Raw genomic sequence first — 15,194 nt, 5'->3', positions numbered from 1 at the left:
TGATGGACGCCGTAGAACCCTGGGCTTCAAGGGACTGTCGATACCTGACAGTTGGGGGTATGGCCGGTTGCGTCCATGGGGGGTTGGGGGCCCCGTTCATGAACCGATGCCGAGGGGGGCATCATGCAACCGGAAGGTCGCATTTCTATGTCTTCGCCATATGAAGGACGTGGTGATGCCGATCTGCCAGCATGCGTCCGTGACGGTCGAGGGGGACACGAACGGGCGACAAGAACCGACGAACACGCACCTGAACGTGCGTGCGGGGGGAATGACTCATGACGTCGACGCCGACGGGCGCCCGGCAGAACTTCGACCCGTCTGAGACGACCCAGCTCCGGATGCCATCGCACCGGACCGGCAGCAACTTCCGCAGGATCAAGAAGACCCTGCCGAGATACGACTACGAGCACTACAGCCGGCTCGCGGGTCCCCTCACACAGCCCGATCCGAACAAGCCGTACAAGGTGCAGTACCGCTCCCTGCTGTCCCAGGAGCCGCACCGCGTACGAGCCGCCCTGATGCTGGGCGCCGCGCCGCTGCTGTCGCTGATCCTGCTGGGCTGGCTGCTCCAGCCGGAGCACTGGACGGAACGCGACTACCCCGCCTACGACTTCCTGCCGGTGCTCGACATCGTGATGCTGGTCTCGATCGGTCTGATCGAGTTCTTCCGCTGCATGAACGTGCTGTCGAACGCGCACGCCACCCTGGTCGCCCGCGACCCCATCCCGGTGGTCCCGGAGACCGGCACCAGAGTCGCCTTCCTCACCTCCTTCGTGCCCGGCAAGGAACCCCTCGCCATGGTCACCAAGACCCTGGAGGCGGCCGTCAAGCTGCGCCACCGGGGTCTTCTGCACGTCTGGCTGCTCGACGAGGGTGACGACCCGGAGGTGAAGGAGGTCTGCGAGCGCCTGGGCGTGCACCACTTCTCCCGCAAGGGCGTCGCGAAGTGGAACCAGGCCAAGGGCCCGCACCGCGCCAAGACCAAGCACGGCAACTACAACGCCTGGCTGGAGGCCCACGGCGGCGAGTACGACTTCTTCGCCTCCGTCGACACCGACCACGTACCGCTGCCCAACTACCTGGAGCGGATGCTCGGCTTCTTCCGCGACCCGGACGTCGGCTTCGTCATCGGGCCGCAGGTCTACGGCAACTACGACAACCCCATCACCAAGGCCGCCGAGTCCCAGCAGTTCCTCTTCCACGCGCTGATCCAGCGGGCCGGCAACCGCTACGGCGCGCCGATGTTCGTGGGCACCTCCAACGCCGTACGCATCAAGGCGCTCCAGCAGATCGGCGGCCTGTACGACTCGATCACCGAGGACATGGCGACCGGCTTCGAGATGCACCGCGCGAAGAACCCGGCGACGGGCAAGAAGTGGCGCTCGGTCTACACCCCCGACGTCCTCGCGGTCGGCGAGGGCCCGAACGCCTGGACGGACTTCTTCACCCAGCAGCTGCGCTGGTCACGGGGTACGTACGAGACGATCCTCAAGCAGTACTGGAAGGGCTTCTTCTCGCTGCCGCCGAGCAAGCTCTTCAACTACACCATGATGATCATCTTCTACCCGATGTCCGCCCTGAACTGGATCCTCGCGGCCCTCAGCTGCGCGCTCTTCCTGGGCCTGGGCGCATCCGGTGTGAACATCGACCCGACGGTCTGGCTGATGCTGTACGGCAACGCCTCCGCGCTGCAGATCGGCCTGTACGTGTGGAACCGCCGGCACAACGTCTCCCCGCACGAGCCCGAGGGCTCCGGCGGCGTGGCGGGCATGATCATGTCGGCGCTCTCCGCGCCGATCTACGCCCGCTCGCTGATGGACACGGTGCTGCGCCGCAAGAGCAAGTTCGTGGTGACCCCCAAGGGTGACTCGGCCAGCCCCGACACGCTGTTCGGGACCTTCCGGATCCACCTGTTCTTCATTCTGGTCTTCGCCGGCTCGATCGTCGCCGGACTCCTGCTCGGGCACTCCCACCCCGCGATGATCACCTGGGCCTCCTTCGCCCTGCTGATCACCGCCTCGCCGATCCTCGCCTGGCAGTGGGCCCTGCGCCAGGCGAAGAAGAAGCCGTCGGTGCCGCCCGCCTCGCCCGAGGAGGCGGTGCCGCTGCCCGCCCAGGCATCGGCGCCCCAGCAGGAGCAGCACGCGCCGCATGCCCCGCACGCCCCGCAGCACAAGCCCAGCTGGGCCGCGGCACAGGGCGGCGGCAGCGGCAAAGGCCCTGACCAGACCATGCAGATTTCCCTTGGGGGACGTAAGAAATGAAAGACGGTGCCCGTCGCCGCCGTGCTCGTCGCCTTGCGATAGGCGGAGCGGTGGTGCTCGCGCTGGCCGGAATGAACGGGCCGTGGGTGTACCGCTTCAGCACGGAGAAATATCACGAGTACACCATCAACAAGCCCGAGTACAAGGCCGAGAACGGGCACTGGGACATCATCCAGTTCCCCGAGGAGTACAGACAGAACACCATCCACGCGGCCCTGCTGCACACCGGCAAGATCCTGCTGATCGCGGGCTCGGGCAACAACCAGGACAACTTCGACGCGAAGAAGTTCGACACGCGGATCTGGGACCCGGTCAAGGGCACCATCAAGAAGATCCCGACGCCGGCCGACCTGTTCTGCACGGGCCACACCCAGCTCGCCAACGGCAATCTGCTGATCGCGGGCGGCACCAAGCGGTACGAGACGCTGAAGGGTGACGTCACCAAGGCCGGCGGCCTGATGGTCGTCCACAACGAGAACCCGGACAAGCCGATCACGCTGCCCGCGGGCACCAAGTTCACCGGCAAGGAGAACGGCAAGACGTTCGTCTCCAAGGACCCGGTGCTCGTCCCGCGCGCGAAGAAGGTCTTCGACAAGGCGACCGGCAAGTTCCTGCGCAACGACCCGGGCCTCGGCCGTATCTACGTCGAGGCCCAGAAGAGCGGCCAGAAGTACGAGACGGGCACCCAGGACAACTATCGCGTCCAAGGTCTGACCGGCACCGACGCCCGCAACACCTACGGCATCGCGCAGAAGCTCGCCCTGGACAAGAAGGACTTCCAGGGCATCCGGGACGCGTACGAGTTCGATCCGGTCGCCGAGAAGTACATCAAGGTCGACCCGATGAACGAGGCCCGCTGGTACCCGACGCTCACCACCATGAGCGACGGCAAGATCCTCAGCCTCTCCGGTCTGGACGAGATCGGCCAGCTGGTCCCGGGCAAGAACGAGGTGTTCGACCCGAAGACCAAGAAGTGGACGTACACCAAGGGCATCCGCCAGTTCCCGACCTACCCGGCGATCTCCCTGATGCAGAACGGCGAGATGTTCTACTCGGGCTCGAACGCGGGCTACGGACCGGACAACGTGGGCCGCGACCCCGGTATCTGGGACGTGGCCGGCAACAAGTTCACCAAACTGCCGGGCCTGAGCGATCCCAACATGATGGAGACGTCCGGCACGGTGCTGCTGCCGCCCGCGCAGGACGAGAAGTACATGGTGATCGGCGGCGGCGGGGTCGGCGAGTCCAAGCTGTCCAGCAAGAAGACCCGGCTCATCGACCTCAAGGACAAGAACCCGAGGTTCGTGGACGGGCCCGAGCTGGAGAAGGGCACCCGCTATCCGCAGTCCTCGATCCTGCCCGACGACACCGTCCTCGTCTCCGGCGGCTCCGAGGACTACCGGGGGCGCAGCGACTCCGACATCCTCCAGGCGCGCATCTACAACCCCAGGTCGAACACCCTCGACCGGGTCGCCGATCCGCTGGTGGGCCGCAACTACCACTCGGGCTCGATCCTGCTGCCCGACGGCCGGGTGATGTTCTTCGGCTCCAACTCGCTCTACGCGGACAAGGCCAACACCAAACCGGCCACGTTCGAGCAGCGCATCGAGATCTACACACCGCCGTACCTCTACCGGGACTCGCGACCCGAGCTCTCCGGCGGCCCGAAGACGATCGCGCGCGGCGGATCGGCGACGTTCACCTCGCGGCACGCGGCGGCCATCAAGACGGCCCGGTTGATACGGCCGAGCGCGTCCACGCACGTCACCGACGTCGACCAGCGTTCCATCGCGCTGGACTTCAAGAAGACGAAGAACGGGGTCACGGTGACCGTGCCGAAGAACCGGAATCTCGTGGAATCCGGTTGGTACATGCTGTTCGTGACGGACGACCAGGGGACGCCGAGCAAGGCGCAGTGGGTCAAGGTGTCGTAGCGCTCCGCTGGGTTGGGCTGGTTTTGGCTGCGGGTGAGTGGGGGCTGAGCGGGCCCACGCGGCGGAGCCGCATGATGTCAGTTCCCCGCGCCCCTGAAGAAGGGGCGCGGGGAACTGGCGTTAGTTGGATGCCTTGGCCAGCTTCAGCGCGTACTCCGCCCACCACTCGCCCGCCTGCGGCCCCCCCTTGCACTCCCCGTCCGACTCACCCGGCCGCTTGACCCACAGGTACGCGTCGACGAGCGGATCGGCGGTCTTGGTCGTCGGGGGCTCGCCCAGCGCGCGCCCCGGCGGATTGCACCAGTTCTCGTCCGCCTCGCCGGCCGTGTAGGGGCCGTTTCCGTTGCGGCTGGTGTCGATGACGAAGTGCTTGCCGCCGACCTTCGCGGACAGCTGCTTGCCGTACTCGATGGAGTCCTTGGTCGAGTAGAAGTTGGAGACGTTGACGGAGAAGCCGTCGGCCTGGTCGATGCCGGCCTGCTTCAGCGGCTGGAAGATCTCGTCGGGGTGGCCCCAGCCCGCGTTGCCCGCGTCCAGGTACACCTTCGTGTTCCTCAGGGACTTGAGCTTGGTGACCGCGGTCTTGAGGAGGAAGTACCGCTCCTCCTGGAACTGCTCCGGCGTGCACTGGTTGACCAGGTGCAGGATCGCGTCCGGCTCCAGGATCACGGTGGCGGGCCGGTCCCCGATGCCACGGGCGACCCCGTCGATCCAGGCCTTGTAGGCGTCGCCGTCCGCCGCGCCGCCCTGCGAGAACTGGCCGCAGTCGCGGTGCGGGATGTCGTAGAGGACGAGGATGGCGGCCCGGTCGGCCCGCTGCGCCGCCTCGGTGAAGCCGCGCGCTTCTTGCTCCGGATTCTCCGGCCCGATCCACTCGCCGGTCGGCTGTTCGGCTATCTTGCGGATCTGCTCGGCGTCGTCCTTCTTGCCCGCCTTGACGTACGCGGCGACCTGCTCGGCCGCGTTGCCCGCCGGGTTGACCCAGAACGGGTCGGAGTTCTTGGGCTGTTGTGTGACCTTGGAACCGGAACCGTCGCCCTTGTCGCCGCCGCCCCCGGAGGAACACCCCGCGAGCAGCAACAACGCCCCCACCACCGCAACGGACGTCCGTGCCCCGGCCCCCTTACTGCCGTACATGCAACTCCCCCTCGGGTGCACTGTCCTTGGGGTCAATCGTGACATAGGTGTCGCCTCGCCCACGAGATCGCCCAACCCTTTTCGGTGAGCTGTTACAGCCCCGTGGACGGGCTGCCCGGTGGGCGGGCCGGGCCTACGTGATCCCCCCTAGGCCAGAACGCTCATACGTTCTAGAGTTGCCTCAAACGGACCCAGAACCTCCCGCGCCGACCGCCGGGTTACTCCCGCAGCCCGTGCGAGCGCGGTCGAGGACCAGCCCGGTCGGCGACTTCGGGGGAGCGGGTCGCCGACCGGGCCAGGTGAAACGGATGACAGGGGCACCGGTCGCGGGTCGCCCGGTCATCGGCCGCGGCCCGTGAGGTACGCCGACACGATCACGTTCGCGGTGTAGGTGCGGCTCACCCGGTCGAAGGTGCCGCCGCACGTGACGAGCCGCAGCTCGGCCCGCCCCGACTCCCGTGGCCCGTAGGCCTGTCGGGCGTCGAAGTGGTCGCGCGGGAAGACCTGTACGTCGTCCACGGTGAACTCGGCGACCGTCCCGTCGTCGCGGACCACCCGGACCGTCTGCCCCGGCCGTACCGTGCTGAGCTTGTAGAAGACCGCCGGCCGCGTCTCGGTGTCGACGTGCCCCACGAACAGCGCGGCCCCGGCTGCCCCCGGCCGGACTCCGGCGGCGTACCAACCGACCACGCCCGGCTGGTCGAAGGGCGGCGGATCGATCGCCCCCTGCCCGTCGAGCCCACGGCCCACGACCGGCGCCTGCACCCCCATCGACGGAATGTCGATGCGCTGCGGCGCGGCGTTCGCCAGCGGCTTCAGCGCGGGGGGCAGCCGTACCTCCGGCGGTCGTCCGACCGCCGCGATGTCCCCCGTCGTCGGGGCCGCTATCCCCAGCCGTACGTCGGTCAGCTCACGGCCCCACAGCCACAGCCCGAGTAGCAGCACCGCCCAGGCGACACCGGTCAGCAGCCGTCCGGCGCCGGAGGAACACCCGTGTTCGGGCATGTCGTCGTACATGTCAGTCGCGGGTGTCCTGGCCCCGGCGCGCGCTGCGGACCGCGACCGCCACCGCGGCGGCGCTCGCCAGGATGAGGCCGATCACCGCGTGCTTGGTGCCGGGGCTCGACGCACGAGGGTCCACGGAGGCGAAGTGCGCGGTGCCGCCGCCGCCCGCGTGCACGGGGGCCACGGGCGAAGCCAGGCCGGTCGGGACGGCGAGGGCGGACCTCAGGGCGGTCGGCCCGCCCGGCGCGGCGACGGTGACCGTGCCGGTCACCCGGTCCTGCCGGCCGTCACAGCTGACCTTGACCTCGTAGGCACCGGCCGTGGCCGACGAGCGGACGCGGGTGTCGCCGACGAGCACCCCGCCCTGGCCGGTGAGCCGCGCGTCCGCGACGAACGCCGTCGAGACCGCGGTGCCGGTCGTGCCCGTACAGCCCAGCGCCCGCAGCTGGATGTCGCTGCCGGGGGCCGGGGACACGGGGGAGACGGAGACGCCGCCGTCGGCCGCGTACGCGGTGGGAGTGAACGCCGCCGCGAGAACAGCACCGGCGCAGAGAGTGAGTCGCGTACAGAGAGCGAGTCGACATGAACCCATCGTGAACCTCCAGATATCTGGAGACTCCCCCCGCGGACCCCGGGACGCATCCTCAGATGCCCCCCACTGCTCCATACGGGTCTCAAATGGTTTGGCTCGAAGCCGTAGTAGTCAGTCCCGCCGGGAAGGGCGGCTCACAGCGAGGGGCATCCCGACCCGAACGGATCGAGATCGCGCGGAGGTACTGACGTCGATCCTCCGGAGGCGAGTCCCGTCATCGCAGCGCTGCGGTAAAGTCCCTGGTCAAGGCCAGCGACCTTCGGCCGGATGAATGAATACCATGGCCACTCCACAGGCCAACAGGGCAGGAGTCCGCACCCATGACAGAGCGCAAGCCCATCGAATCATGGCTCACCGACATGGACGGCGTGCTCATGCACGAGGGGGTTCCGGTGCCCGGGGCCGACGCCTTCATCAAGAAGCTGCGTGAGTCCGGCAAGCCCTTCCTCGTACTCACCAACAACTCGATCTACACGGCGCGCGACCTGCATGCCCGGCTGAACCGCATCGGCCTCGACGTGCCGGTGCAGAACATCTGGACCTCCGCTCTGGCGACCGCCAAGTTCCTGGACACCCAGCACCCCGGCGGCACCGCGTACGTCATCGGAGAGGCCGGACTGACGACCGCGCTGCACGACGCCGGCTATGTGCTGACCGATTCGGACCCGGATTTCGTGATCTTGGGTGAAACCCGGACCTATTCATTCGAGGCGCTGACGAAGGCGATCCGGCTCATCAACGACGGCGCCCGGTTCATCGCCACCAACCCGGACAACACGGGACCCTCTCCCGAGGGTGCCCTGCCCGCAACCGGTTCTGTCGCCGCACTGATCACCAAGGCGTCCGGCAAGGAGCCGTACTTCGTGGGCAAGCCGAACCCGCTCATGATGCGCACCGGACTGAACGTCATCGGAGCGCACTCCGAGACCTCCGCCATGATCGGTGACCGCATGGACACAGATGTGCTGGCGGGCCTGGAGGCCGGGATGGAGACGTTCCTCGTCCTCACCGGGCTCACGGGCAAGGGCGACATCGACCGCTACCCGTACCGCCCGACCAAGGTCGTGGACTCCATCGCGGATCTCGTCGACCTTGTTTGATCGTGTGATCGTCACGCACCACTGGCCCGGGTTCGCCGCCCGGGCCTCTGGTCTCAGCGGCGCCTGAACCACGCCCAGCGGGACACCGCGAGCAGGGCGGCTCCCGCCGCGAACAGCGCGACGCCCGTCCCCACGCCGAGCCCACGGCGGGCACCCTCCCCCGTCCTGGCCAACTCGTCCGCGGCCGAGGACCCTTCCCGTTCCTTTCCCCCTTTCCTTCCCACCGCGTCACCGTCACCGCCGTCACCGCCGTCGGTACCGCCGCCGGCGCCGTCGCCGCCCTCACCGTCGTCGCCGGTACTCGTCCCGGTGCTGGTCCCGGTGCCGGTGCCGCTGGGGTCGGGAGCCGCGCCGGTACCGCCGTCGCCTCCGCCGCCTCCGTCGACCTCTCCGTCGCCGTCGCCGACACCACCGCTGCCCCCGCCGTCCCCGGTACCCCCGGTGTCCCCGGTCCCCCCAGTGCCCCCGGCCTCCACAACATCCCCGTCGCTCGTCTTGCTCTCGTTGTCGATCCGGAAGCGGTACTCGTTCGACTCCCCCACCCAGTCCCCGTCGTTGTTGTGGCGCTGCACCACGGCCGCGTTGGCGACGACGTCGTTCGGCACGGCCGCGTCGGAGGTCACGGAGAGCCTGACCTTCACGGTGAGCGTCCGGCCGGGACCGACCGTGAACCCCGGGAACCCGTCGTCGAACGCCCCGACGTTCTCGTCCTGGTCGCTCTTCTCGAACGTGACGGGATGCGTGCGCTCCCCCTCGTAGAACTCCAGCCGCGCCTGCTCCGGCCGCAGCACCCGCTTGCTGTCCACGAGTACGACGATCGGGTGGATGTTGCCGCAGGAGTGCGCGGTGGTGTTGGTCAGGTCGATGTACCAGGTCCGGAAGTCGCCGCCGACGTCGTAGCCGTCCGGCCCGCCGTGGATCCGGGTCTTGATGGGGAAGGCCCGTGTGTCCGGCGCGGCACAGGTGGGGCGCGGGCTCTCGGTGGGGCCGAAGGGGGTGAGCGCGTGGGCGGCGGGCGGCGGCGCGAGCGCGAGACCCAGGGCGGGGGCAACGGCGGTCAGGACGAAGGGGCTGGTCTTGCGCAGTCGCATGAGGGGCCTTTGCCGATCAAGGGCGGCGGGAGGGGGGCGGGAGCGTCGGGCGGTGAGGGCGACGGCGTACAGGGCAACGGCCCCGTGACCGTCCCACGCCGGCCGGCCCCCACCGCCCCGCCACGCCCGCGATACACCCCGCCCGGCCCCGGAAGTCCCCCCGAACAGCCGAGCCGCTCAGCCCTCCCCGCGCCCGAACAGCCGCTCAGCCCTCCCCGCGCCCGAACAACGGCGCCAGCAGCAACTGCGCCGCGCCCTCCGCGACCCCGCGTGCCCCACCGGGCGCCACCCGCACCGGAACCGCCCCGTCGTCCACACCCTCCAGCCGGGCCCGTTCCTCGAGAACGGCACCGACACCTCGTACGAACGCCTCCTGATGCGCGGCGACGGTACGCCCGCCGAGCAGCACCAGGTCGATGTCCAGCAGCCCCACCAGATTCGCGGCGCCCACCCCGAGCACCCGCGCCGCCTCACCCACGGCACCACGGTCCACCGCGGCGAGGCACAACGCCTCGACGCAGCCACGGTTGCCACAGCCGCACGGCGGCCCGTCCAGCTGAATGACCTGATGCCCGAACTCCCCCGCCCCGGTACGCGCCCCCCGGTGCACGCCCCCACCGATCACGAGCCCCGCCCCGAGCCCCGTACCCAGATGCAGATACGCGAAGGATTCGAGGGGACCGAAGGGCCCATCCCCCGTCGTCCCGATGCCACTGCCACTACCACTGCCACTCCCCACCACCGCGATCCCCAACGCGGCCGCGTTCGTGTCCTTGTCCACCACCACGGGTACGCCGAGCCGCCCCGCCAGCGCGTCCCGCAGCGGGAACCCGTCCCACTCGGGAAACCCGGTGACCCGATGCAGCACACCCCGGACATGATCGAGCGGCCCGGGCAGGGCGACGCCCACGCCCAGCACGGACACCCCCGCCCCCGTGAGCAGCGCCTCGACCTCCCTCGCCGCCGACTCGACGACCGCCTCCGCCCCGGCCCCCAGATCGAGCGGAACCCGCCGCTCGGCGACCACCGCGCCGGTGAGGTCGCAGAGCACGACCGTCACCTCGTCGCGGTCGAGGTGGAGCCCGACCGCGTGCCCGGCCTCGGGTACGAGCCGCAGCACGGTCCTCGGCTTGCCACCGGTCGACGCGCGGCGCCCCGCCTCCGCCGCCAGTCCGTCCGCCCGCAGCCGCGCGGTGATCTTACTGACGGCCTGCGGGGTCAGCCCGGTGCGCTCGGCGAGTTCGAGCCGGCTGATACCGCCCTCCCCGGCCGTGCGCAGCAGATCGAGCACGAGCGCCGCGTTGTGACTGCGCAGGGCGAGCAGGTTCACTCCCGACTCGGTGTTGGTCCTGTTCACGTACGCCATTGTCCCCCGCGCTTGCACTTTGGCAACAGCGTTGCGAAAGTGGATGTCATGACTGGTACTCCTCCCCTCCGTGTGGCCCTCATCGGCTACGGCCTCGCCGGCTCCGTCTTCCACGCCCCGCTGATCGCCACGACCGAGGGCCTGGCCCTGGACACGATCGTCACCTCGAACCCGGAGCGGCAGGAGCAGGCCCGCGCCGAGTTCGGCGACGGGGTCAGGTTCGCCGCCACGCCCGAAGAGCTCTGGGCGCGCGCCGACGAGCTGGACCTGATCGTCATCGCCTCCCCGAACAAGACCCACGTCCCGCTCGCCACCGCCGCCCTCAAGGCGGGCCTGCCGGTCGTCGTCGACAAGCCCCTCGCCGGTACGGCGGCGGAGGCCCGTGAGCTCGCGGCGCTGGCGGACGAGCGCGGCCTGCTCCTCTCCGTCTTCCAGAACCGCCGCTGGGACAACGACTTCCTGACCCTGCGCAAGCTGCTCTCCGAGGGCGAGCTGGGCGACGTATGGCGCTTCGAGTCCCGTTTCGAGCGGTGGCGCCCGCAGCCCAAGGGCGGCTGGCGCGAGTCCGGCGACCCGGTAGAGATCGGAGGTCTCCTCTACGACCTAGGCAGCCACGTCGTCGACCAGGCCCTCGTTCTCTTCGGCCCCGCCGCCTCGGTGTACGCCGAGGCGGACATCCGCCGCCCCGGCGCGCAGACCGACGACGACACCTTCATCGCGATCACGCACACGAACGGGGTCCGGTCCCACCTCTACGTCTCCGCGACGACCGCCCAACTCGGCCCGCGCTTCCGCGTCCTGGGCTCGCAGGCGGGTTACGTGAAGCACGGCCTCGACCCGCAGGAGGCGGACCTGCGCGAGGGCAGGCGTCCCGGCGCGAGCACCGAGTGGGGCGTGGAGCCCGAGTCCCTGTGGGGCCGCGTCGGCTCCGGAGAGTCCCCGCTCACCGGCGGCGGCCGTCCCGAGCCCACCCTGCCGGGCGCGTACCCCGCGTACTACGAGGCCATCGCCGCCGCCCTCCGCGACAGCGCCCCGAACCCGGTCACCGCGCAGGAGGCCGCGGCCGCCCTCGACGTCCTGGAGGCGGCCCGCCGCTCCGCCACCGAGGGCACGGCGGTGTCCCTGTGAGCACCGAGAACGCCGCGCGGCCGCTCGCGGAACAGATCACGGAACTGGAGTCCCAGGAGCGACAGCTGGTCCTCCCCCACTTCACGTACGACGACGCCTGGACGCTCGGCACCCTGCTGGTGGACATGGCCCGCGAGGCCGCCGCCCCGGTCGCCATCGACATCCGCCGCGGCGGCCAGCAGCTCTTCCACGCCGCCCTGCCCGGTTCGACCCCGGACAACGACGCCTGGATCGACCGCAAGCGCCGCGTCGTCGAGCGCTACGGCTGCTCCTCGCTCCTCGTCGGCACCCGCTTCCGCGCCAAGGGCACCACCTTCGAGGACTCCTCCCGCCTCGACCCCGACACCTACGCGGCCCACGGCGGCGCGTTCCCCCTCGCGGTCGAGGGCGCGGGCGTCATCGGCACGGTGGTGGTCTCGGGCCTGCCCCAACTGGACGACCACGCCATGGTCGTCAAGGCGCTCCACCAGTTCCTGGGACGGTAAGTCCCACACCCGCGCCCCTGATTCTTTTCAGGGGCGCGGGGAACTGCGCATTCCTTCAGGGGCGCGGGGAACTGCGCATTCTTTTAGGGGCGCGAGGAACTGCGCGACCGGCCACAACAAACCGGCACCCGACAAAGCACCCCAAACACACCCGCACTCCCAGCCAAACCCAACGGAGTGCCTACGCGGGTTTGAACTCTTGCCGCTGCCTGCCCAACCCCCCGATCTCCAACTCCACCACATCCCCGGCCCGCAGATACGGCTTCGGCTCCGGCTGCCCCAAGGCAACCCCCGCCGGCGTCCCCGTATTGATGACGTCCCCCGGGTAGAGCGTCATGAACTGACTGACGTACCGCACCACTTCCGCCACCGAGAAGATCTGCTCGGCCGTGCTCCCGTCCTGCTTCAGCTCACCGTTCACCCACAACTTCAGCGACAGGTCCTGCGGGTCGGGAACCTCGTCCGCCGTCACCAGCCACGGCCCCAGCGGATTGAACGTCTCGCAGTTCTTCCCCTTGTCCCAGGTCCCCCCGCGCTCGATCTGGAACTCCCGCTCGGAGACGTCATGCGCCACCGCGTACCCGGCGACATGAGCGAGCGCCTCCTCGTGCGACTCCAGGTAGCGGGCGGTACGTCCGATGACGACCGCGAGTTCGACCTCCCAGTCGGTCTTGACCGACCCGCGCGGCACGAGCACGGTGTCGTGCGGCCCGACCACCGTGTCCGCCGCCTTGAAGAAGATCACCGGCTCGGCGGGCGGCTCGGCGCCGGTCTCGCGAGCATGGTCGTGGTAGTTGAGCCCAATGCAGACGATCTTGCCGATCCGGGCGAGCGGTGGCCCGACGCGCAGCCCGTCCGCGTCCAGCACGGGCAGCTCCCCCGCCTCGGCGGCCGCACGGACCCGGCCGAGCGCCGCGTCGTCGGCGAGCAGCGTCCCGTCGATGTCCGGCACGACACCCGACAGATCCCGAAGAGCTCCTTCGGCGTCGAGCAGCGCGGGCCGCTCCGATCCCGCCGTACCGACTCGCAATAGCTTCATGATCACAATCTCCCTCGATCGCGGGCAGCCGCCGATGGGTGCAGCCATCGGAGGACTGGTCGATCCTCCAAGCTGCACGTCCAGTCCGCAATACCCCGTTCACGGACTGGACCGCCACCTCACCTTCACGGATACACCCTCAGGGAAACAGGACCGCTCGCTCCACGGCGCTCCAGGCCGTACTGGTCACCACGTACAGCGCGGCGGCCAGCGGCACCACCGCCACGGTGATCAGCGTGAAGAAGGAAAGGAACGGCACGAACGCACTCACCGCACCGAGGCCGGGCACCTCCGTCCCTCCGGCGGCCGGTACCGAGACGGCCATCGACCGCTTCGTGCGGCGGTAGTTGAAGGTGGCGACCGCGGCGACGACCGCGAACAGGCCGAGGTAGACGAGCCCGGCGGCACCGAACACCCCACCGCCCCCGAGCGCGTCCGCCCACCGGTCACCGAGCGGCGCGGCGAACAACTGGTGGCTCAGCAAGGCGTTGGTGTCGCCGCCGACGGTGGAGCTGGAGAACAGGTGATAGAGAAGGAAGAAGGCCGGCAGCTGAAGCAGCCCGGGCAAAATCCCGGACAGCGGCGAGACCTTCTCCTTCTCGTGCAGTTCCAGCACCGCCTTCCGCAGCCTCTCAGGATCCCTCCGGTGCTTCTTGCGCAGCTCGGCGATCCGCGGCTGCAACGCGGCACGCGCCCGCTGTCCACGCGCCGCCACCCGGGACAGGGGATGCACGAGCAGTCGTACGAGCGCCGTGAACAGGACGATCGCGGCGGCGGCCGCAGCGGTGTGGAACAGCGGTTCGAGCAGATCGGCGAGCCGCTCGACCAGCCCGGCGAAAGCGGACATGGGTAGGGACATGGACTCGGACGCGGACATGGATGTGGACATGGATGTGGACATGGGTGAGCCCTCCGGGGTCTCGTCGTGCCGGAAGTGAGAAGTGACGCGTCGGCATGACGACCCGCGCGGGGTACGCGAACAGGGGTGGGCAGACAGGGGTGGTACGACTGGCGAGTTCCTGTCGGGATCCCTACGCGGCGGCCGTCAGGAGGGCCCGCCCGGGCGCTCGGGGACGTGGACGCCCCGAGGCGTCGGGATCACGTTGCGGCAGGAACGCCGTACGGTGCTCACGGTCGCGGATCGTCGTACGAACCCGCGTACGCGGGACGGCGGACGCGCGACGCGAGCCGATGAGGGCGCAGACGCCGAGCGCGGCGCCGGCCGCGGCGGTCGCGGTGAACGCGACGGCGACGGCCGCCGGAAGGCTGCCGGCGTCGAGCACGGCGACTTCCAGGAGCAGTGCGAGCAGCACGAGCAGAAGGGCGACAGGGCGCGGATTCCGCGCGTTCGCCGAGCTCCGGACCACGGACCGCCCCTCCCCTCGCCCTCTCGTACGCGGGCTCACGTCCCCCGTACCCGCTATGCCTGACCGATGTCGATCGGCTCCAGCAGCCGCCTCGGCCTGAGCAGCACGCGACTGACCGGATCCGCCGGGTCCGGATCGAGTCCGGGTCCCGGCACCATTTCGACGTCCGGAACGGGTACGACGGTTCCACACACGGCACATTCGCCGTACGAGCCGAGCTCCGTACCGCAGGTCGCGTGCCGGAAGTAGCGCAGCCGTACCTCGCCGAACCGCTCGCGGCCCCACCGCCCGAGCGAGAGCAGCGTCGGCCACAGGGCGATGCCGCGGTCGGTGAGGACGTACTCGTCGCGCGGCGGCGACTCCTGGTAACGGCGCTTCTCGAGGACGCCCTCGGCGGTGAGCGTCTGGAGGCGGGCCGCGAGGACGGCGCGCGGGATGCCGAGGTGGCCGAGGAAGTCGTTGTAGCGCCGTACGCCGTAGAGCGCGTCGCGCACGACGAGGAGCGTCCACCGCTCGCCGACGATCTCGAGCGCGCTGGCGATCGAGCACTCCTGCGTCGCGTAGTCCTTGCCGAGAGCCATGACCCCACTGTAGCCACTTTTCGACATGTAGGTTCAGTGAACGAACCTAAGGTGCTACGGTCGACGCGCGCAGAAGGTTCATTGATTGAACCCACTTGATCG

Annotated in this window: 14 protein-coding genes; 5 read left to right on the top strand and 9 right to left on the bottom strand. The window is 69.5% G+C overall.

Annotated features, from left to right (window positions below; genetic code table 11):
* Window positions 1-278: 278 nt before the first annotated feature.
* Together OG819_RS18970 and OG819_RS18965 are read left to right on the top strand one after the other, a co-directional pair.
* Entirely contained in the window at window positions 279-2,267 is a 1,989-nt protein-coding gene (locus tag OG819_RS18970; RefSeq protein WP_266624938.1) for a glycosyltransferase family 2 protein, read from the top strand.
* Entirely contained in the window at window positions 2,264-4,201 is a 1,938-nt protein-coding gene (locus OG819_RS18965; protein ID WP_266650508.1) for a kelch motif-containing protein, read from the top strand. Before OG819_RS18970 ends, OG819_RS18965 begins: the two co-directional genes overlap by 4 nt.
* Before the next feature lie 120 nt (window positions 4,202-4,321).
* Here OG819_RS18965 and OG819_RS18960 read toward each other — a convergent pair whose 3' ends face one another.
* From OG819_RS18960 to OG819_RS18950, 3 genes are all read right to left on the bottom strand, one after another.
* Window positions 4,322-5,338, bottom strand: coding sequence for a glycoside hydrolase family 6 protein (locus OG819_RS18960; protein WP_266624940.1), 1,017 nt, complete (start codon window positions 5,336-5,338; stop codon window positions 4,322-4,324).
* Between the two features lie 339 nt (window positions 5,339-5,677).
* Window positions 5,678-6,355 (bottom strand): class F sortase, encoded by a 678-nt coding sequence (locus OG819_RS18955; RefSeq protein WP_266624941.1) that lies wholly within the window; start codon window positions 6,353-6,355, stop codon window positions 5,678-5,680.
* A gap of 1 nt (window position 6,356) precedes the next feature.
* Entirely contained in the window at window positions 6,357-6,935 is a 579-nt protein-coding gene (locus OG819_RS18950; protein ID WP_266624942.1) for a hypothetical protein, read from the bottom strand.
* 320 nt (window positions 6,936-7,255) lie between these two features.
* Between OG819_RS18950 and OG819_RS18945 the strand changes: the two genes are divergently transcribed.
* Window positions 7,256-8,035, top strand: coding sequence for an HAD-IIA family hydrolase (locus tag OG819_RS18945; protein ID WP_266624943.1), 780 nt, complete (start codon window positions 7,256-7,258; stop codon window positions 8,033-8,035).
* 53 nt (window positions 8,036-8,088) lie between these two features.
* On the opposite strand, the gene OG819_RS58600 is transcribed toward OG819_RS18945, so the two are convergent.
* Both OG819_RS58600 and OG819_RS18935 read right to left on the bottom strand, forming a co-directional pair.
* Window positions 8,089-9,126, bottom strand: coding sequence for a hypothetical protein (locus OG819_RS58600; RefSeq protein WP_323138134.1), 1,038 nt, complete (start codon window positions 9,124-9,126; stop codon window positions 8,089-8,091).
* 205 nt (window positions 9,127-9,331) lie between these two features.
* Window positions 9,332-10,492, bottom strand: a complete 1,161-nt coding sequence (locus OG819_RS18935) for an ROK family transcriptional regulator (protein WP_266650506.1) — start codon at window positions 10,490-10,492, stop codon at window positions 9,332-9,334.
* Window positions 10,493-10,540: 48 nt separating this feature from the next.
* On the opposite strand from OG819_RS18935, the gene OG819_RS18930 reads away from it, so the two are divergent.
* Complete coding sequence (locus OG819_RS18930) at window positions 10,541-11,620, top strand: Gfo/Idh/MocA family oxidoreductase (RefSeq protein ID WP_266650504.1); 1,080 nt, start codon at window positions 10,541-10,543, stop codon at window positions 11,618-11,620.
* On the top strand, window positions 11,617-12,105 hold the full coding sequence (locus tag OG819_RS18925) for a heme-degrading domain-containing protein (protein WP_266413678.1): 489 nt from the start codon (window positions 11,617-11,619) through the stop codon (window positions 12,103-12,105). Before OG819_RS18930 ends, OG819_RS18925 begins: the two co-directional genes overlap by 4 nt.
* A gap of 181 nt (window positions 12,106-12,286) precedes the next feature.
* Here OG819_RS18925 and OG819_RS18920 read toward each other — a convergent pair whose 3' ends face one another.
* The 4 genes from OG819_RS18920 to OG819_RS18905 all read right to left on the bottom strand — a co-directional run bounded on the left by OG819_RS18920 (window position 12,287) and on the right by OG819_RS18905 (window position 15,092).
* Window positions 12,287-13,144, bottom strand: a complete 858-nt coding sequence (locus OG819_RS18920; RefSeq protein WP_266650502.1) for a fumarylacetoacetate hydrolase family protein — start codon at window positions 13,142-13,144, stop codon at window positions 12,287-12,289.
* A gap of 139 nt (window positions 13,145-13,283) precedes the next feature.
* Window positions 13,284-13,991 (bottom strand): membrane protein insertase YidC, encoded by a 708-nt coding sequence (locus OG819_RS18915; RefSeq protein WP_266650500.1) that lies wholly within the window; start codon window positions 13,989-13,991, stop codon window positions 13,284-13,286.
* Between the two features lie 184 nt (window positions 13,992-14,175).
* Window positions 14,176-14,511: a DUF6412 domain-containing protein gene (locus OG819_RS18910; protein ID WP_266650498.1), complete on the bottom strand. Its 336-nt coding sequence runs from the start codon at window positions 14,509-14,511 to the stop codon at window positions 14,176-14,178.
* Between the two features lie 53 nt (window positions 14,512-14,564).
* On the bottom strand, window positions 14,565-15,092 hold the full coding sequence (locus OG819_RS18905; protein ID WP_266650496.1) for a helix-turn-helix domain-containing protein: 528 nt from the start codon (window positions 15,090-15,092) through the stop codon (window positions 14,565-14,567).
* Window positions 15,093-15,194: the final 102 nt, after the last annotated feature.

Origin of the sequence: Streptomyces sp. NBC_01549 (genome assembly GCF_026339955.1) — a bacterium.
Lineage (GTDB): Bacteria > Actinomycetota > Actinomycetes > Streptomycetales > Streptomycetaceae > Streptomyces.
The sequence above is the reverse complement of the archived record's forward strand: the minus strand, read 5'-3'. Positions and strand labels throughout refer to the sequence as shown.

Coding starts and splice junctions, on each gene's coding strand:
- OG819_RS18935 (WP_266650506.1), bottom strand. CDS start 10,492: ATGGCGTACGTGAACAGGACCAACACCGAGTCGGGAGTGAACCTGCTC.
- OG819_RS18960 (WP_266624940.1), bottom strand. CDS start 5,338: ATGTACGGCAGTAAGGGGGCCGGGGCACGGACGTCCGTTGCGGTGGTG.
- OG819_RS18965 (WP_266650508.1), top strand. CDS start 2,264: ATGAAAGACGGTGCCCGTCGCCGCCGTGCTCGTCGCCTTGCGATAGGC.
- OG819_RS18955 (WP_266624941.1), bottom strand. CDS start 6,355: ATGTACGACGACATGCCCGAACACGGGTGTTCCTCCGGCGCCGGACGG.
- OG819_RS18930 (WP_266650504.1), top strand. CDS start 10,541: ATGACTGGTACTCCTCCCCTCCGTGTGGCCCTCATCGGCTACGGCCTC.
- OG819_RS18905 (WP_266650496.1), bottom strand. CDS start 15,092: ATGGCTCTCGGCAAGGACTACGCGACGCAGGAGTGCTCGATCGCCAGC.
- OG819_RS18950 (WP_266624942.1), bottom strand. CDS start 6,935: ATGGGTTCATGTCGACTCGCTCTCTGTACGCGACTCACTCTCTGCGCC.
- OG819_RS18970 (WP_266624938.1), top strand. CDS start 279: ATGACGTCGACGCCGACGGGCGCCCGGCAGAACTTCGACCCGTCTGAG.
- OG819_RS18915 (WP_266650500.1), bottom strand. CDS start 13,991: ATGTCCGCTTTCGCCGGGCTGGTCGAGCGGCTCGCCGATCTGCTCGAA.
- OG819_RS58600 (WP_323138134.1), bottom strand. CDS start 9,126: ATGCGACTGCGCAAGACCAGCCCCTTCGTCCTGACCGCCGTTGCCCCC.
- OG819_RS18920 (WP_266650502.1), bottom strand. CDS start 13,144: ATGAAGCTATTGCGAGTCGGTACGGCGGGATCGGAGCGGCCCGCGCTG.
- OG819_RS18945 (WP_266624943.1), top strand. CDS start 7,256: ATGACAGAGCGCAAGCCCATCGAATCATGGCTCACCGACATGGACGGC.